Source organism: Candidatus Nanosynbacter lyticus, from assembly GCF_030253515.1.
GTDB lineage: Bacteria > Patescibacteriota > Saccharimonadia > Saccharimonadales > Saccharimonadaceae > Nanosynbacter > Nanosynbacter lyticus_A.
The window spans coordinates 232,685-248,814 of the sequence record NZ_CP124549.1 but is presented as its reverse complement, the minus strand read 5'-3'; the positions used below and the strand labels follow the sequence as shown (position 1 = coordinate 248,814).

General features: G+C 52.8%; 23 protein-coding genes. 3 read left to right on the top strand and 20 right to left on the bottom strand.

What is annotated here, in order from left to right:
• The 10 genes from NLML1_RS01310 to NLML1_RS01265 form a co-directional block, all read right to left on the bottom strand.
• The gene (locus NLML1_RS01310) at positions 1 to 666 is read right to left on the bottom strand and encodes an SDR family NAD(P)-dependent oxidoreductase (protein ID WP_285441762.1); all 666 of its coding nucleotides are present in this window, start codon (positions 664 to 666) and stop codon (positions 1 to 3) included.
• A gap of 76 nt (positions 667 to 742) precedes the next feature.
• Positions 743 to 1,054: a CYTH domain-containing protein gene (locus NLML1_RS01305; protein ID WP_285441908.1), complete on the bottom strand. Its 312-nt coding sequence runs from the start codon at positions 1,052 to 1,054 to the stop codon at positions 743 to 745.
• A 9-nt stretch (positions 1,055 to 1,063) separates the two neighbouring features.
• Positions 1,064 to 1,309 carry a CYTH domain-containing protein gene (locus NLML1_RS01300; RefSeq protein WP_285441761.1) on the bottom strand — a complete coding sequence of 82 codons (246 nt, stop codon included), beginning with the start codon at positions 1,307 to 1,309 and terminating at the stop codon, positions 1,064 to 1,066.
• Between the two features lie 140 nt (positions 1,310 to 1,449).
• Positions 1,450 to 2,331 carry an SDR family oxidoreductase gene (locus tag NLML1_RS01295; RefSeq protein ID WP_285441760.1) on the bottom strand — a complete coding sequence of 294 codons (882 nt, stop codon included), beginning with the start codon at positions 2,329 to 2,331 and terminating at the stop codon, positions 1,450 to 1,452.
• A gap of 62 nt (positions 2,332 to 2,393) precedes the next feature.
• Positions 2,394 to 2,963 (bottom strand): histidine phosphatase family protein, encoded by a 570-nt coding sequence (locus tag NLML1_RS01290; RefSeq protein WP_285441759.1) that lies wholly within the window; start codon positions 2,961 to 2,963, stop codon positions 2,394 to 2,396.
• 60 nt (positions 2,964 to 3,023) lie between these two features.
• A complete protein-coding gene (locus NLML1_RS01285) occupies positions 3,024 to 3,437 on the bottom strand; it encodes a type II toxin-antitoxin system death-on-curing family toxin (protein WP_285441758.1) in 414 nt (137 codons plus the stop codon).
• The gene (locus tag NLML1_RS01280; RefSeq protein ID WP_171271786.1) at positions 3,434 to 3,661 is read right to left on the bottom strand and encodes an AbrB/MazE/SpoVT family DNA-binding domain-containing protein; all 228 of its coding nucleotides are present in this window, start codon (positions 3,659 to 3,661) and stop codon (positions 3,434 to 3,436) included. Before NLML1_RS01280 ends, NLML1_RS01285 begins: the two co-directional genes overlap by 4 nt.
• Before the next feature lie 62 nt (positions 3,662 to 3,723).
• Positions 3,724 to 4,209 (bottom strand): NUDIX hydrolase, encoded by a 486-nt coding sequence (locus NLML1_RS01275; protein WP_285441757.1) that lies wholly within the window; start codon positions 4,207 to 4,209, stop codon positions 3,724 to 3,726.
• Positions 4,210 to 4,328: 119 nt separating this feature from the next.
• Positions 4,329 to 4,946, bottom strand: coding sequence for an SAP domain-containing protein (locus tag NLML1_RS01270; protein ID WP_285441756.1), 618 nt, complete (start codon positions 4,944 to 4,946; stop codon positions 4,329 to 4,331).
• Between the two features lie 44 nt (positions 4,947 to 4,990).
• Positions 4,991 to 6,334, bottom strand: coding sequence for a glycine--tRNA ligase (locus NLML1_RS01265; RefSeq protein WP_285441755.1), 1,344 nt, complete (start codon positions 6,332 to 6,334; stop codon positions 4,991 to 4,993).
• Between the two features lie 118 nt (positions 6,335 to 6,452).
• Here NLML1_RS01265 and NLML1_RS01260 point away from each other — a divergent pair, with 118 nt between their 5' ends.
• Positions 6,453 to 7,307: a hypothetical protein gene (locus NLML1_RS01260; protein WP_285441754.1), complete on the top strand. Its 855-nt coding sequence runs from the start codon at positions 6,453 to 6,455 to the stop codon at positions 7,305 to 7,307.
• Here the strand turns inward: NLML1_RS01260 and recO are convergent.
• From recO to NLML1_RS01220, 8 genes are all read right to left on the bottom strand, one after another.
• Positions 7,285 to 7,962, bottom strand: a complete 678-nt coding sequence (recO, locus tag NLML1_RS01255) for a DNA repair protein RecO (RefSeq protein WP_285441753.1) — start codon at positions 7,960 to 7,962, stop codon at positions 7,285 to 7,287. The two genes, NLML1_RS01260 and recO, sit on opposite strands and share 23 nt — an antisense overlap.
• Positions 7,959 to 8,327 (bottom strand): response regulator, encoded by a 369-nt coding sequence (locus NLML1_RS01250; RefSeq protein ID WP_285441752.1) that lies wholly within the window; start codon positions 8,325 to 8,327, stop codon positions 7,959 to 7,961. Before NLML1_RS01250 ends, recO begins: the two co-directional genes overlap by 4 nt.
• A complete protein-coding gene (locus tag NLML1_RS01245; RefSeq protein WP_285441751.1) occupies positions 8,324 to 9,037 on the bottom strand; it encodes a sensor histidine kinase in 714 nt (237 codons plus the stop codon). The genes NLML1_RS01250 and NLML1_RS01245 overlap by 4 nt, the downstream gene beginning before the upstream one ends.
• 84 nt (positions 9,038 to 9,121) lie before the next feature.
• Positions 9,122 to 9,790 (bottom strand): hypothetical protein, encoded by a 669-nt coding sequence (locus NLML1_RS01240; RefSeq protein ID WP_285441750.1) that lies wholly within the window; start codon positions 9,788 to 9,790, stop codon positions 9,122 to 9,124.
• Positions 9,791 to 9,805: 15 nt separating this feature from the next.
• On the bottom strand, positions 9,806 to 10,330 hold the full coding sequence (locus NLML1_RS01235) for a class I SAM-dependent methyltransferase (protein ID WP_285441749.1): 525 nt from the start codon (positions 10,328 to 10,330) through the stop codon (positions 9,806 to 9,808).
• A complete protein-coding gene (locus NLML1_RS01230; RefSeq protein ID WP_285441748.1) occupies positions 10,327 to 10,536 on the bottom strand; it encodes a hypothetical protein in 210 nt (69 codons plus the stop codon). Before NLML1_RS01230 ends, NLML1_RS01235 begins: the two co-directional genes overlap by 4 nt.
• The gene (gene xseA, locus NLML1_RS01225; protein WP_285441747.1) at positions 10,523 to 11,632 is read right to left on the bottom strand and encodes an exodeoxyribonuclease VII large subunit; all 1,110 of its coding nucleotides are present in this window, start codon (positions 11,630 to 11,632) and stop codon (positions 10,523 to 10,525) included. The genes NLML1_RS01230 and xseA overlap by 14 nt, the downstream gene beginning before the upstream one ends.
• Entirely contained in the window at positions 11,595 to 12,683 is a 1,089-nt protein-coding gene (locus NLML1_RS01220; protein WP_285441746.1) for a lysylphosphatidylglycerol synthase transmembrane domain-containing protein, read from the bottom strand. The genes xseA and NLML1_RS01220 overlap by 38 nt, the downstream gene beginning before the upstream one ends.
• A gap of 40 nt (positions 12,684 to 12,723) precedes the next feature.
• On the opposite strand from NLML1_RS01220, the gene NLML1_RS01215 reads away from it, so the two are divergent.
• Positions 12,724 to 14,043 (top strand): methyltransferase domain-containing protein, encoded by a 1,320-nt coding sequence (locus NLML1_RS01215; protein WP_285441745.1) that lies wholly within the window; start codon positions 12,724 to 12,726, stop codon positions 14,041 to 14,043.
• Here NLML1_RS01215 and NLML1_RS01210 read toward each other — a convergent pair.
• Complete coding sequence (locus tag NLML1_RS01210; RefSeq protein WP_285441744.1) at positions 14,021 to 14,704, bottom strand: hypothetical protein; 684 nt, start codon at positions 14,702 to 14,704, stop codon at positions 14,021 to 14,023. The genes NLML1_RS01215 and NLML1_RS01210 overlap by 23 nt on opposite strands.
• A gap of 107 nt (positions 14,705 to 14,811) precedes the next feature.
• On the opposite strand from NLML1_RS01210, the gene NLML1_RS01205 reads away from it, so the two are divergent.
• Entirely contained in the window at positions 14,812 to 15,084 is a 273-nt protein-coding gene (locus NLML1_RS01205; RefSeq protein ID WP_162323163.1) for a 50S ribosomal protein L27, read from the top strand.
• Positions 15,085 to 15,097: 13 nt separating this feature from the next.
• Here NLML1_RS01205 and NLML1_RS01200 read toward each other — a convergent pair whose 3' ends face one another.
• Positions 15,098 to 16,093, bottom strand: a complete 996-nt coding sequence (locus NLML1_RS01200; RefSeq protein WP_285441743.1) for a DUF2721 domain-containing protein — start codon at positions 16,091 to 16,093, stop codon at positions 15,098 to 15,100.
• Positions 16,094 to 16,130 lie beyond the last annotated feature (37 nt).

Here is a 16,130-nt window from a genome sequence, read left to right as displayed (position 1 = left end):
TTAGACCAACGTACCCTTTGGTAGCGGCCACTCGAGGAACGTCTGATACTGTGTGCTGACAGCGGTCAATATATGTTCAGCCACCCTGGCCGGGTCATTGAAGAAAGCATAATCATCCGGCCGACGCCCTCGCCAAAACGGTGTTTTCATCGCCCCGGGCAAGAACAGTGCCACGCGAATCGGCAAGTGCTGCTCATCCGCCTGCAATGCCAAGCTACGCGCCAGCCCCGCCTGAGCATGCTTGGTCGCCACATATACCGCTTCGTCCCCGCGGGCTTTGATGCTGCTAGTTGAGCCAATTACCGTTAGTGTGGATTGTATCCGCTGCTGCGCCATCCTATGCCACGCCCACTGCACTAACGGCAACGGACCAGCAAAATTCACTTCTGCCATGGAGCGCGCATCGGGCTGATCCTCAAAATCACCGCGCCAGCCGTAGCCCGCCGCCCACACGAATTGCTCAATAGCATCACCGCCCAGAATCTGCTCAATCCGCGCTGGCGCCATCGCTACTTGCTCGGGATAATACACATCCAATTGGAAACCTTCGCCGTGCTCCTGAATATTATGCGTCTTCCCCAACACCAACACACGCTTGCTACTTTCTCTGAGCTGCCTAGCCATCTCCAGACCCAGTCCACTCGTCCCACCAAGAATAATATGCATGTGGTTATTATAGCAGGAGGAGTGATGGACTGTAAAATACCAAGCGAGACACCTCAGTTAAAATAATTGAGTGTCTTTACTGCACCCTCAACTTCTTCATCAGGATATCATAGCCATCCGTCACCTCATCGTGCCGGCTACCAATCCCCAACTCAGCCATCTCGCGCCACAAACCATTGACTATAGCGACAGGATCAGCATCCTCATCGGCTAATTGCTCTAACTCTATAAGGTCACCTAAGCCCTCCACCGAATCGACACATACTTCTATACCACTTAACGTGCCAGTCTGGTGAATCTTTGACATATCCGAAAACGCTACAAAGCCCGGCCCCTTAACGATAGCGATCATAGCATCTGGATCGCGAACTTCTGTTTCATGTTCAATACTATCCAGCTATCCGGTCACCGATCGTTTGAAAGTGAATAACGCCCGCTTCGTTGTATCTTCACCTTGTCTACGCATCTCAGTACGCACCCGCAACCAAGGCGCTGTGTTGCCGTCACCGCCAACTTCTCCCGGCAGACCAAACACTTGATCACGCTGATGCACTGACTCACCAAGGACGACACCCTTAGCCGCCAGCGCAGCCAGCAACCCTTCTTTATCTTGCAATCTAACTTTTATCTCAATTTCTCTCATAGTATGAATGATATCACGTTTGGGATACGCGCATTTGCGAATAACGCTTCAGCCAATCAGTAATCGCATCAATATCGAGATGATCGGTCGCGACGCGGACGGCGAAGTCCTCTATGTCTCCGCACCACACCACGAAGTGGCTAATCACCGTCTTTTTGGACCAGATCCTTGTAGAAGTCGAGCAGTCCATGAGTGCCGAAGGGCTCACCTACGCAGTCGTGGAGCATGTTCCATGAGATGAAGCGCAGCGTGTCGGCCTTTCTCCGGTTGAAGAGCCCGAGGACTCCGATGAGGGGTGACAGGATGGCGGGCGACACGGTTGTGACGCGTGTAGGCCGTTGAAGAGCCTGGAAAGCGCACTCAGCGAGCCCTTTCCAGGTGAAGACCTCAGGGCCTCCCACGTTCCATGCGCCCTCCTCGCCGTCGGTCAAGCGGTCGATGCAGAACTTCGCGAGGTCGGCGCCGTGAATGGGATTGATCCTGGTTTCCGGGCGGAAGAGGAAGACGCGACCCTTTTTGGCCATCTGAAGAATCTGGGTCATGTCGGAGAAGTACCCGGGGGGATTGATGATCTGACTCGATATCCGGGAGGCTGTCAGTTCTTGGGCGAAAGCGGTCTTTGCCCGGGTCAGCTGTGCCGGGCACTGGTCGCCTCCGATGACGTTGACGAAGCAGAAGTGCTTGACGCCGTACTTCTCCGCGGAGCGCAGGATGGCGAGATTGGCCCGGTGGTCGATGTCCCAAGGATTGGCCTTCTGCTTGGTGACCCCCAAGGTGGATATGACGTCGTCGACTCCTTCCGCGACATCGGCGATGAATGCGGGATTCGTGACCTCCCCGACGGCCCAGTCGTCGACGAGGCCATCCAGTGAGGGAGAATCCCAGGGGCCTGGAGAGACGGCCCGCTCGCGACTGCGGGTGATCGCGCGCACCTTGTGGCCACGGCGGTGCAGCTCGGCGACGACGAAACGTCCGAGATAACCTGTGGCTCCGGCGACGAGGGTTGTTCTATGCTTTGTCATTTTGCCTCTCCCTTTTGAAATTAACAACCAATTGTATACACATAATACCATACCCGAGGCCATTAATCACGCACCGGCCCGACAATATCCGTATTACCAAAGTAAAAATCAGTCAACACCCGACGCCATGGCATATTAGTTGCCGCAGCATATATCATTTTGCCGATATCGCCATGGCATACCAGTAGTACCGTTTGATCAGGGTGTCGACACGCCATAGAATCAAGCACCCACTGGCCGCGAGCCAATAACTCAGGAAAAGTCTCAGCGCCGTCAGGATTCAAAAAATAGGTCACGTTTTCTGTTTTGATGATGTCCGGCGCACACATTTCCTCAACATCAGCGGCCGGCCTACCGGTCATAATGCCAAAATTACGCTCGATTAAATCATCGTGAACTATCGGCTCGGCAAGACCCAGCTCCGTCGCCACAATTGCTGCCGTCTCAAGGGCCCGATCAAGTGGCGACGCGTACACCACGTCAAAAACCAGCTCCCTATCCCTGATGCGCCGCGCCAATTGCTGCGCCTGCTGACGCCCCAAATCAGTCAGCGGCAGGTTGCGATGACCATTCAAAATCCCACGCACATTGTCTTCATCTTGGCCGTGGCGAGCAATATAAATAACGGTCATAAACTCTAGTATATCACCCCTATCAGGCAGCGAGAAATCTCTCAGGAACCCTATTTGCCACTAAAATTCCTTAATTATCAAATCATCGATACGTCCCCGCGAATGACGCTCCAGCCAATCAACAATCGCATCAATATCGAGATGATCGGTCGCGACGCGGACGGCGAAATTTTCTAGTTCAGCAGCCGCCGCAGTCATTCTCCAGCCATTTCTCGCCAAAAAGATACCAGTAATCGTCACCGCTGTGCGCTTATTGCCATCGGTAAAGACATGGTCTGCTATACAATTACGCAAATAAACCGCCGCCTTTTCGTGAACTGACACATATTGCTCCTCGCCAAAAACAATTGTTTGCGGCGCGGCCACTAGCGACTTTAGCCCCAGTTCATCGCGTACGCCATGCGAGCCGCCAAAATCCTCAATTATCCAAAAGTGCAGCTTTAGAATTTCGTCAATCTCCAGATAGCGAATCATCGGTCTGCCAAGTTTTTCAGCGTTTCGCCGTATTGTTTTTTAAAATCATCGTATTCCTGGCGAAGCAACGGCTTATTTGCCTGTTTAATTGGCCTTATCTGCTCAACCGTTAATCGCACCTCGTCGCCATCGCGAATCCCCAGCGCCCGCAAATCCCGCGCTGGCAGCGTCACGCCGCGGCTGGAACCAATCTTGATAACTTTTTGAATCGTAGTGATTACCATACAAACATTATAACAAAATTATAATTTTATTGCAATGTTAGCGAAACCAAATCAATATTTACCTACCGCACGATTTCGCTATGCAGCTCCTGCCATTTCTCATGCGCTCTATATGCCCGTTCTGGCGCGTCAACCTCGCTCTTCTGAAGCAATAATTCCTCAGGGTCAACGAACATCACTTCATCGCCCTCTTCACCTGGTATAAAATCAAAGTTCTCCGGCCAGACGCGACAATAAAAACAGATTTGATTTGCATCAAGCCGCTCGATATACATCTGTTCTGATGCGTCAAACAGTTGATAGCGCAAATCACCTTTATAGCCGACTTCTTCGTACAGTTCGCGTTTCAGCGACGACTCAATCGTCTCACCGAAGTCCATGCCACCACCCGGCAAATCCCAATACGTCCGATCAATTTCTTTGACGACCAAAATTTGCCCAACGTCGTTGTAAATTAGCGCTTTGAGAGAGATGCGATACAGACAATCCAGATGATCGGTGCCATCTAAATTCTGCGTGATGATATGTCCTTTGGTGGTTTTTGTCATGAGAGTCATTATACTACACCTGAACGCCAGATGGCTGATACCATTTCGTCTACAGTATATTCTGTCTTTCCAATATCCATTACTAACTACTCATTAGGTGCTAACAAGTTGGAAATTACCTACTCGTGATACTCTTTTATTGTATGTTCATGTTCAGTCAAAAGATTCTTTGAATAGATTTTTTCCTTTTTTGAATTTCTGACTTCTTTCCAAAGAATAGCAGCTACTTTTAATTTGTTCGAATAGTTGCGGCTATTTTCATCTGCACAGAAATCCTTTAAAAATTGATTCCATTGACAAACCGAATTATCATACTTGGCATAATCTGATTCGCCATAATACACCTTCAGTAAATCTTTGATTGTAAATTTGCTATCCTTTTCTCTTTTTACTTTCCGCCAAGCAGTCGCCATATCAGCAGTAAATTTAAATGGTGAGATACCTGTTAAAACAGAGAAATATTCCCTAAACTTTGCATTGAAGGAAAAACCACATTCAAGTAATGGCATATCTAATGTAATATTTTCAACTTGCTTCTTCTCATTTTTTATTGATGATTTTTTAATCAAATTACCCTTAAAGTATTGCTCAATAATATAATTGAGTTCCTGTTTTGTACCTTTATATTCTAATCCTAATGACTTGCAAATCTGTGAAATTTCCTCACGATACCAATAGTATTTATTAAACTCAGCAAACGATGTAATTTTATCAAACTCAGGCCTACTTTCTATCAATATTTTAGCTCCTCAAAACTAATTTATTTTTTCATATCTAGTATCTACAGCTCCTCAATCTTCACCCGCCGCTGCTCCGTCGTATCCCGCTCGCGCACGGTGACAGTGCCGTCCTCCAGCGTCTGGAAGTCAATAACCACGCAGTATGGCGTGCCGATTTCGTCTTGGCGGCGGTAGCGTTTGCCGATGTTGCCGTTGTCGTCCCACATCACTCGGCCGGGGTTGGCTTTGGCGAGCTGGGCGTAGACTTCGCGGGCTTTTTCTACCAATTCTGGCTTGTTCTTGAGCAGTGGCGAAACGGCAAATTTGACCGGCGCCAAATGCTCTGGCAACGCCAAATACACCCGCTTTTCGCCATTTTGTTCATCCTCGTGATAGCTACTGGCCAGCACCGCCATTAGTGCCCGCTCCACACCAAACGACGGCTCGATGACGTGCGGAACAAATTTTGTGTTCGTTCCCTTGACGGTGTATTCCATGCTCTTGCCACTAGCGCGTTGGATGTTCATCAAGTCAAAATCAGTCCGATACGCGATGCCCATCAGCTCCTCGCGGCCAATTGGATAATCGTATTCGATGTCGATCGTCTTTTTACTGTAGTGCGCCCGATCTTCCGCCGGCACGTCCAGCTCGTGAATGTGCTCTGGTTTTAGACCTAGCTCTGCCAAAAAGGCATGTGTCGCCGCCAGCAGCTCGTCAAACGCCTCCTGCCAATGCTCAGGGTCGACGAAATATTCAATCTCCATCTGCTCAAACTCGCGAGAGCGGAAGACGAAGTCGCGCGGCGCAATCTCATTACGAAACGCCTTGCCCTGCTGAGCGATGCCAAACGGTAAGTTCGGGTAGAAACTATCGACGACGTTTTTGAAATTGGTGAAGATACCCTGGGCGGTTTCTGGGCGGAGGTACGAAATACTGTCCTCACTTTCAGTTGCACCGACGCGTGTCTTGAACATCATATTAAACGTTCGCGATTTACTCAGCGGATTGCCATCGGGGCTTTTGATGCCTTTCTCAGCAATTACCACATCCATCTGTTCCATGGTCATGCCATCTACATCAACACCATTATCCTTGAGAATATGATCGGTGCGGTAGCGACGGTGATTGACCGTATCTTCACACAGCGGATCGACGAACGTATCGACATGCCCACTGGCCTGCCAGACCTTCTGATTCATCAAAATCGCTGCATCGACGCCGTACATGTTGTCACGCTCGTCAACAAACCTGCGCCACCACAAATTCATGATATTACGCTTCAGCTGCACGCCCAGCGGACCATAATCCCAGGTGCCAGAAAGACCGCCATACACATCCGACCCCTGATAAATAAAGCCGCGGCGCTTACACAGGCTGATAATATCTTCCATTTTTGCTTGACTCATCACACAACCTTTCCCCATGTTGGCAACATGGCGATTCATTAACTAAGGTTTATTATAGCATGCTTGACGGTCGCTATTTATTGTGCAACAATCGCACATAGGGAGTATCAATGGTGTTATGAATCAGGAACAGTACAACACATCGTCTACAGATAAAATTTTTCCAGATTCCCCTGTAATACGTCACCCCCAGGAATACTCATTGGAGGAGGTCCGTAGATTACTAGAGATTTCTGATAAATACGAAGGAGCGGATGATAGAGCTAGAAGCATAGTCGCCGAAGGGATCCGCGTCACTGGTTTCGCTGCTTTTAGCTCCACAAGCCCGCTAACAGCTCAGGAGCAAGGCAAAATTAGAGAATACTTTGGGCAATGGATGCTACTCAGAGATCAACTCTCAGGACTCATCACCCCCTATGAACACAATACTTTTCTCTCGGCAAAGCGTAATTTTGACTCTGCCTGCACCAGTAAAGTGTCCGACCAAGTAAGGGTGGCCTTCCTAGATCAAGCACTAGAAGATGCTCACAGTGTTTACGCCAGTCAGACCAAAAGAATAGATATTTCTTTTAGTTCCGTCCTCAATAAAATATTCCTAGCGCGCACGTTACGCGATCTCGCCGCGATGGGTCGATTTGATGACGACGCTAAAAGAAGCGCAGTTGCCCTGCTCTGGGAATGTGCCGATGAGATTATCAAAATAAGTAAGCCAGATCTCGAGGTGGAATATTGCAAGGAGTCCTATTTACGTGAGATTGAATATTTCCGTGGCCAATACTCGGAAGAGATAGAGATTAACCCCGAAGAGAACCCCGATATTTCAACACATAACATACTCACCAAGCTTAATCAGTCGGATATTGAGTCCGGGCAAAACCCTAATACTTTCATGGAATCTGCCTTCTCCCCCCTACGGAAAGCAATTGTGAAGCATGCTCTACAAGACACAGTTACACCGCCGCATGCTGCCTAGTCACCAGCCAGCAACTAGCGATGACCGGGCCGAGGCCGCCGATGTGGGTGAGATTTTCTAGCGGCTTGGCTTGGATGAGGCGCAGCAGCTTGATGTGATCGGCCGTTAAATCGCCCTGCTCGCTTGGCCTTAGGGCTTTTTCGCTTGGATCGTACATGTATGATTTATCGCTCGTGAGCGTCCGCCCGGCCACGTCGGTGCGTAGATTAAGCTCGTCACCCAACAGCCCGGCGTACTGCATATAAAACCACGTCTCGACCAGCAGCCGATCAACCGCCGGCCGATCAAGCCACGCCAACACCTGACTGAGTACCGCGAACCACTCCGGCCCGTCAACGGTCTCGGTCGCCTGCGCCACCAGCTTGAGCGCCTGGTAGGCAAACCGCATCCGCTCATAATCCTCGAGGATATGCCGATAAAACGCGCTGAGCCTGGCACTGGTCAGCAGCCCCAGCTCACCACGGCCCGAACGAATCACCACGTCGCACAGCGCCAGGAGCTCAATGCCGCCAGCCAGCTTGCTCCGCTCGCGGCGCACCTCCTTGGCGATCACCGCCCGCCGCCCCTGGGGCGTTAGTAACTGCAATACCCGATCAGCTTCCGCATAATCCGTCCGCCGTAGCACAATCGCCTTGAGTCGCTCACCGTCTTTCATTCAGCCTCCTCACCTAGCACGCTGAGCGCCGCTCGCACGTCATCGGGCGTCATTCGCGCCTTATCAAGCACCGCCCGCACGCCAAACGGCCGCAGCTGATCCAGATCAAGCGCTACATTACTGCACACCACCACTGGCAGCCGCGCCAGATCCTCATGGCTTTGCAGCTCATTCAGTAGTGCCATTCCCGTCTCACCCGCCAGCAGCATATCGAGAATCAAGCCATCCGGCCGCCACTCATCAATCATCGCCATCGCCTGTCCAGCCGCCACCACTGTTCGGGCCGTACAGCCCGCCTCCAGCGCATACCGCTCCAGCACTGCCGCCCACTGCGGGTCATCCTCGATGATCAGTAGCTTTTTCACAGCAAGCTCATCTGCTCGCTGAGCGGCACATCAACATAAAACGTCAGTCCGTCTCGGTGGCGTATCAGCCCGATCTGCCCGCCCATCGCCCGCGCAAACGTCGCAGCGATATACACGCCGAGGCCGCTGCTGTCCGGCCGGGTTCTGACTGATTTACGCACGGTCATTTCATCCACCAATCGCCGATACTCCGCCAGGCTCATCATCGGCCCAAAATCCCGCACACCCAGCCGCACCATCGTCCCCGCCTGGCGCATGGTCACGCGAATTGCCGCCCCAGCCTCGCTGTAGCGCATCGCATTATCGAGAAAATTCATCATAATCCGCCCAAGCAGCAGCGGATTAGTCACCACCAGCCGCTTCTTGCCCGTACGCGGCCACGTCACCCGCCGGTCATACAGCCGCAGCATGTCGCGTGACTCGTATGCTAGTTGCGTTAGCAGCGCCAGCGGATTAACCGGCTCCAGTGGAAACAGCGTCGGCTGTACATTCACAGTACGCGCCAAGTCCTGCACCAAGGCCAGCGAGCGCTCCGCCGTCAGCGTCAACCGTCGCTGCATCTGCTGCACCTCGACTGGACTAAGCCCACCGTCCTCAATCAATAAACTCATCTGCCGAATCAACGCCAGTGGCGCCTTCAACTCATGCGCCGCCACCGCTATGCTCGGCATCGCGGCAAACTCCTTATCACTCCACTGTGGCTGCGCCATATACCTCTAGTATAGCAAACCGAGGCGCCAAAAAGAACCGCTGCCGCTCTGTATCATTTCATGCACCAGCCGCGACCAAGAAAACTATTGTACAAATTTCACTGTCTTGAGAATAGCTTCAAAATCTGGCTTGAACGTATCAGCATCGGTTGAAAAACGCAGCGTCTTGTCGCGCACCTTCATCAGCACCACCGAGCCGCGCAGATCCTTACTAAATGCACCGTCAATGCGCGTGGCGGTGTTACCGTTGTATTCGACGCTACTCGAGGTCAAATCACCCTTTTTCAGCAGGCTGGCATATTGATTCAGTGTCTTATTGAAGTCACTATTGAGGATCTCGAGGCGTAGCGCAAACTTGTTTTGATTGCTACTATGTGTATTTGTCGGCGGTACGATAACCGGATGGAGATACGCTTTATAGTCGCCGCGATCACCGCCGTCAGCCGCTACGTAAACACTCCAGGTCTTTGGGTACATAAACGACACGCGGCCGTACTGCTCGGGGCCGACGAATTCAATACGCGGGTTTTTGGCTTCTTCATTAAATTTCTCGCGGTCAGCCTTTGATTGCTCTTCGCGCGCCTTGGCCGAAGCTACCGCCATCCGACTCTCGACCGCAGTTTTTTCCTGTGAATATGCCAGGTACGCCCAAATTGCCGCGCTACCAGCCGCCACGAACAGCACAATCGCACTAATCGCCACAATCATCCAGCTATTAACATATCCCTGTTCCATCTCTGTTTTTCTACTCATATGCATCAGTATAGCTTATGCTTCGGGCGATGTAAAGCCTCCCGGCAGCCGATAGAGAAAATAGCCGTGGTATTCTTTTGTCGGTCGCGTGCCAGGGATAGAAAATCCGTAGCTCACGAAAGTCAGCGGCTCGGTCTGGGCGGCTGCTTGGCGCCTGGCCAGCTGAAACATCTTTGCGATATCGCGACCATCACCAAAGGCATACATCACCGTCACCTTGTCAAGCACCGGCTGCCGCCAGATATTCGCCCAGTGCACTCGGGCGCCCGGTAATTTTCGCAGCCGCCAGCGCGATATTAGCACCAGGAACGGATTAATCTCATAGCCAATCGCCCGCGCGCCCTGCTGGGCTGCTATCATGAGCACCACGCCATCGCCCGACCCGATATCAAGCACGATGTCGCCCTTACCGAGTGGCAACGCCTCGGCAAATAACCGCTGCACTTCGCGCGACCGTGACGGCACATACGGCGCACCGATCAATACTGGCAGCGCAAAGATCATCAGAATCGCGCCACCAAGCCACAGCGTCCATGTCACGCGCTAAAATCCTCGCTAAGCACCGTAATATCGTGCTGCATATCGTCCAGCGCCGCCGTAATCTTCTTCGCCAGCTGCCGCGCCTCAATGAACCGCTGCTTGGCCTCGTCCAGATTAAACTCCTCGCCCTGAAACCATGCGATGCGCTCGTTCAGCTCCGCCATCATCTGCTCAATCGTTTTTTCGTTTGTCTTATCGTTTTTCACTACTCTCAATCCTCGCTTTCATAATCTTATCTTTTGTTGTAATCTTTACAATACTACCAATCTGACAGTCGCCGCTGATCATCGCGTAACCGCGCCGCAGCGCCATCTCTGGGTCGTATTCAGTAATCATTCGTTGTTGCGACAATACCATATTTTTAGCAATATCAACGCGGTGCGACCACTGTTCGAGCGCCGCTTGTTGCAACGTTGTTGCACATAGACGCCGCTCCTTAATCTGCCGCTGAATCACCTCTGATACGTTGCCCAGCCGCAGCGCTAACTGCCGCCTTACCTCGTGTTTATCCGGAAATAATAGCTGCGCCGCATTACTCGGCGTGGCCGCCCGCACATCAGCCGCCAGATCGCACAAACTCTCGTCAACCTCGTGTCCGATACCAGTCAGCACTGGCACGCGGCTGCCCGCCACCGCCCGCACTAAGCATTCGTCATTAAAGCTCGCGAGATCCTCCGCGCTACCGCCGCCGCGAATCAGCACGATCACCTCTGGCGGCTCCGCCAGCTGGTTACAGTGGGCAATCGCCCGCACCGCCTGATCAGCCGCGCCGTCGCCCTGAACCTTGACGTTAGCAACGATAAACTGCACCCCACCCCAGCGCTCACCAGCAATTTTCATAAAATCCGCGTAGCCTGCCGCCTGCGTACTAGAAATAACGGCTACGCGAGCAGGATATGGCGGTAAGGGGCGCTTGCGCTCCGTATCAAACAACCCTTCGGCCGCCAGCTTCGCCTTGAGTAACTCAGCGCTGCGCTTGAGGTGACCCGCGCCCAGCGGCTTGATCTCTTGTACCGTCAGGCTAAACTTACCCTTGGCAGTTAACTTAGCCGAGGCCCGCACCACCACGCGCATCCCTTCCTCGATCGGCGTCCTGAGCTGCCACGCCATCATGAAACAATTGACCGCACTCTCATGGTCCCTGAGCGTAAAAAAGACAAACTTCTGCTGACGCATGGTGAACTCGGCGATCTCGCCTTCAACCTCGACGACTGGGACAGCCGTCTCCAGCACCTGATTGACGACCGCTACAAAATCGCTAACGCTAAACCGCGGCGCCACCGTCATCATCTGGCTGCCCATATTTGATCAGCGCGTGCTGGTAGAACATATACCCAAAGATAATCGTTCCCGCGAGCAAGATCACCCGCGTCAGCACAATCCCAGCAATGGCAACGTCCGGCGCCACACCGGTCATACTCAAGAAAACGATCATAATCGCTTCGTACACGCCCGCACCACCCGGCGTAAAGGCCACCAGACTCGCCAGCCCTGCCACGCCATAGCCAATGATCAGCACCGCCGGATTGACCGACACACCCAGTGCCCAAAACGCTACGATGAACATCAACACATCGAAAATGGCATAAATTGCGCCCCAGACCAGCGGCTTGATGAGTAGGCGCCGGTGCTCTGACAGTTCCACGAAATCATCATGCATCTCAGCGAAAAACGCTTCGATTTTCGTCGAAACCAGCAGCCGTTTGATCTTGCCCAGCGTCGCCCAACGCACCACTGCATTCACGACTCGCGACACCCGCACCGCCGTGTTGTGCATGCGCTTGCGCGACGAGAACATAAAAATCAGCCCAAATGTTAGCGCCAGCACCACTAGCACCAAGAAGAAACTTGACGTCACGATGTAGCGATTGACCTGCCCATCAATTGACAAGATCAGCACCGCCAATATCAGCAGCACCATCAGCGACAAAAAGCCCGTCACGTAACGGATCACCTGAGCAAACGTCGAGCGCGCCGAGCTAACGCCGAGCTTGTGCATCCGCCACGTCGTGTAGGATATACCGCTGACGCCACCTGACGGGAAAATGTGATTGACCAGATTTAGCTCCAGCGCAATCCGCGTCTGCTCAAACCGCGAGATATGCCCGATCAGTTTTTTATCACGAAGATAGGCAAAAATCATCTCACCGCCCGCAAAATAGACGATAATTTGAAACGGCACCAGTAGCATCAACAGCCAGATATTTGCCCGGCCAAGTAGCTCCCATGCCCGCGCTAGCTCGGCGCGCGACAGAAAAATGATCAGCACCAGCACTGCCAACGTCACGAGGCTCATGATCGTCCGTGGTGACTTACATGCTTCCAAAAGTTGCCGTATCCCTTTCGACACCATATCGCCCATTATATCACGCAGTTTTTGCTATAATCAAACCATGTACATCACCCTGCTTGGCCGCCAGCCAGAGATCTCGCTCGCCGAACTTGCGGCGGTGTTTGGCGCAGACTGTGTCAATCGCATCAGCCAGCAATGTGCCGAAGTTCAAACATCTCAATTTGACATTACCACCTTAGGCGGCACCGTTAAATGCGCCAAAGTGATCACCGAGCTACCAGCCAGCCGCGCCGATAAAGCCTCGCTCCTCGCCGCTTCGCGCTTCATCACCCAGCATTATCAAGCCAAGTGGGCGCACTCGCCGCATAAAATCACCCTCGGCCTCAGCGCCTATGGCCTAGCTGTGAGCGCCCGTGATATCCAAAAAACCGGCCTCATCCTCAAATCATCTCTCAAAAAATCTGGCACCAGCCTCCGTCTCATCCCGAACGATCAGCCAGCCCTCTCTACCGCCACCGCGCACAATAACAAGCTCGGTGGTTCGCCGCATAAAGTCGAGCTGCTGCTTGTTAAAACGACCGACCGCCGCCTGATCATCGCCGAGAGCCGCGGTGTCCAAAACATCACCGCCTATACCCGCCGCGACCGCCATCGTCCCAAGCGCGACGCTTTCGTTGGCATGCTACCGCCCAAATTAGCGCAGATTATGCTGAATTTAGCACTGGGCGCCGGATCGCTAGCTCATCAAAGATCGTGCAGCAATTCTGCGACGGGGTCGGCTTCCAGCCTCTCCGATAAGTCGATGGTTCTGCGGACGGCGTTGCCGGATGCATTCGACTTGGAGGAGACGGCTGGAAGCCGACCTGCCGTGACGATCCTCGACCCGTTCTGCGGCACCGGCACCGTCCTGCAAGAAGCGCTGCTCACCGGCTACGATGTCGTCGGCACCGACCTCAGCCAGAAAATGGTTGATTACACCACTGAGAACCTGTCGTGGCTACAATCGACCTTCACTGCACCCGGCAACGTCATTGATATCCATCAAGCCGACGCCACCACGCACCACTGGCCGAGCAGCAAACACCTCACCGCCGTCGTCTGCGAAACCTACCTCGGCCAGCCCTTTTCTGCGCCGCCCGCACCCCAAAAACTAGCAGAAGTTGCCGGCAACTGTAATCACATTATCACCGGCTTCCTCACTAATATCCGTCCGCAGCTAGCGCCAAACACATCGCTGTGTATCGCCGTGCCAGCGTGGTACGACGCATCCGGCCGGGCCACTCATCTGCCGCTAATAAAAAACCTCCAAAAACTTGGCTATCACCAACTCAACCACATCCCGCTCATCTATCGCCGCCCCGACCAAACTGTCGCCCGCGAGCTACTGATCTTGCGGACTAGCCGAGCACCGGACGGTTAAGCCGTAACGCCGGATCATAGTTTGCGAGCTGCCCCAAATGACCCACCAACTCATTCTCCAAAAGATCAAGCTGCGCTTGACGCGCCTCTGCTGCTTGCTCGGCCGCAGGAGGAGCAATTGCATTCCGGTAATACCGCTGACATGTCGCTAGTAAAACTCCAGCGCCCAGGCCGATGCGTTGCTGATTCAACGCCATGATCAAAAATGCCAATGTTGGCCGCGCCTGCTTCGCCATTTCCGTCGTCATCTGTTGATCGGTATCAGCAAACACCTCCCGCCCGATCTGACCCAGCAGTCCGTCCACCATATTTGCCCCGGCTGACGCATATGACCCCTCGTCTGAGATATATTGCTCAAGCGGCTCGGAAAGCGCCACCTCAACCTTTGCCGTTGCACCACTCTCGTGCTGCAGTGTCGCTGCAATCATCTTTTCCGTTGTCGTCTGACCATTGACACCGCGCTCAGCAACCTCTGCCGCCGCCGTCTGTACCGCGTGTAGTGCCTGCAGCGCTTCTCCGTCACGAGGCATTTCTCGAGATTCGTGCACAGCACCACCGAATGCCACTGCACCAACGGTGCCCAAGCCACCCAGTAGTACCGTTCTTCTATCCACTCGTCTGTTGAAAATAGCTTCCATTGTCGTCATATTCTGCTCGTTCATAGCCCCTAGTTATATAACACTTGGCTAATCAAGTAAAGCCCCTTGACTTTTTATCAGCCGTCACTTATACTGGTACAGATTAGGTTTAGAAAATTTAAGGAGTTTCAATGTCAAAAGTCAAAGCTGGTGGCTCAAGTAAGAACATCCACAACAACCCTGGCCAACGCCTCGGCGTCAAGCGCTTCGGCGGCCAAAAAGTCAACGCTGGCGAGGTACTCGTCCGCCAAACAGGCGCCACAAAAATCGCTGGCGAGGGCGCGTACATGAGCCGCAACTACACTATCCACGCCGCTAAGTCTGGCGTCGTCACCTTCAAACAGGTCAAGAAAACCAAATTCACCGGCAAAACTGAGCGACGCACTCAGGTTTGCGTCGGCTAGTCAGTACTAACTATTACAGCGCCGCTGGTCGCGTTCGTTTTTTCAGCCGCTTGCCCTGCTCTGCGATTTTGTTACTGTGACGCGCGCCTTCGACACGGTCGTCAGCGTACCCATCAATCTGGTCATGTAGCTCACGACCCACGACTGCCAACGCCGTAAATATGTCGCCGAGTACTTGCTCATCAGGTGTCTCGTTTTGCAACGCATAGAAAAACGCCATATCATCTACCAGCTCGACATCGAAACGAGATGACTTGTCAACCAGCGCCGCCATAACATCCGGCGTCAGTACATAGCGCACATCAACATCATACTGCTTTGGCGCGTATAATGTGAAATACGTATCAAAATCGCCCTCCAAACTGATGCGCTGACTGTTCGAAATCACCACCGGCAGATTACTGATCAGCGCCTTACCCATCACAGTCCCATCGTTGGATTTCGAGTCCAGCACCAAGTGCGGCACCCTGCGAGGTAGGCGCATCCCAGCGTAGTACCAGGTATACGTCCGCCGCTGTTTACCGCTACCAACCGTATATTCGTAACGACCGACTTCCAGTAGTCGCTGTCCGTCGCGTCCATACGACAACACGCCGCGATAATGCCGCGAATAGCCGACATCAAACAATAGACCAGGGCCGATTGTGTCAGCTTTACCGACTGGATCATATTCCAATCCACAACAAGACGCAAAGTCAGCCATTCGTATATGCCGACGTATCGCCCGCCTTGAGGCGCGGAAAAAGACAATCATTGACGTGGTGGCCAATATACCAATCATCACCACCAAAACGAGCCAGTGCGGCACAAGTGACATCAAAACAGCAAGTCCGATACAAAAGATAACCCACACGACCGCCAGCACCGCCATGTCGGCTAGCGACGTATCAAACCCCAGCGACCAACGAGAAAGTTCCATACGCCGCCGATACTCCCTCGCTTCTGCCAACGAGACCGGCCGGCGTAGTACTGTCAGCGTATCTTCGGTAATTTTTGGCAACCATTCCACGCCCTTATTATAGCAAACTACCTACGCGGGGATGGCC

Bases quoted from the DNA above. Each gene is read 5' to 3' on its own strand.
- NLML1_RS01290 (WP_285441759.1), bottom strand. From the start codon at position 2,963: ATGACCGTTATTTATATTGCTCGCCACGGCCAAGATGAAGACAATGTG.
- NLML1_RS01295 (WP_285441760.1), bottom strand. From the start codon at position 2,331: ATGACAAAGCATAGAACAACCCTCGTCGCCGGAGCCACAGGTTATCTC.
- recO (WP_285441753.1), bottom strand. From the start codon at position 7,962: ATGAAAGACGGTGAGCGACTCAAGGCGATTGTGCTACGGCGGACGGAT.
- NLML1_RS01220 (WP_285441746.1), bottom strand. From the start codon at position 12,683: ATGGTGTCGAAAGGGATACGGCAACTTTTGGAAGCATGTAAGTCACCA.
- NLML1_RS01210 (WP_285441744.1), bottom strand. From the start codon at position 14,704: ATGAACGAGCAGAATATGACGACAATGGAAGCTATTTTCAACAGACGA.
- NLML1_RS01260 (WP_285441754.1), top strand. From the start codon at position 6,453: ATGAATCAGGAACAGTACAACACATCGTCTACAGATAAAATTTTTCCA.
- xseA (WP_285441747.1), bottom strand. From the start codon at position 11,632: ATGGGCAGCCAGATGATGACGGTGGCGCCGCGGTTTAGCGTTAGCGAT.
- NLML1_RS01285 (WP_285441758.1), bottom strand. From the start codon at position 3,437: ATGATTCGCTATCTGGAGATTGACGAAATTCTAAAGCTGCACTTTTGG.
- NLML1_RS01310 (WP_285441762.1), bottom strand. From the start codon at position 666: ATGCATATTATTCTTGGTGGGACGAGTGGACTGGGTCTGGAGATGGCT.
- NLML1_RS01245 (WP_285441751.1), bottom strand. From the start codon at position 9,037: ATGGCGCAGCCACAGTGGAGTGATAAGGAGTTTGCCGCGATGCCGAGC.
- NLML1_RS01300 (WP_285441761.1), bottom strand. From the start codon at position 1,309: ATGAGAGAAATTGAGATAAAAGTTAGATTGCAAGATAAAGAAGGGTTG.
- NLML1_RS01265 (WP_285441755.1), bottom strand. From the start codon at position 6,334: ATGAGTCAAGCAAAAATGGAAGATATTATCAGCCTGTGTAAGCGCCGC.
- NLML1_RS01275 (WP_285441757.1), bottom strand. From the start codon at position 4,209: ATGACAAAAACCACCAAAGGACATATCATCACGCAGAATTTAGATGGC.
- NLML1_RS01215 (WP_285441745.1), top strand. From the start codon at position 12,724: ATGTACATCACCCTGCTTGGCCGCCAGCCAGAGATCTCGCTCGCCGAA.
- NLML1_RS01240 (WP_285441750.1), bottom strand. From the start codon at position 9,790: ATGAGTAGAAAAACAGAGATGGAACAGGGATATGTTAATAGCTGGATG.
- NLML1_RS01205 (WP_162323163.1), top strand. From the start codon at position 14,812: ATGTCAAAAGTCAAAGCTGGTGGCTCAAGTAAGAACATCCACAACAAC.
- NLML1_RS01280 (WP_171271786.1), bottom strand. From the start codon at position 3,661: ATGGTAATCACTACGATTCAAAAAGTTATCAAGATTGGTTCCAGCCGC.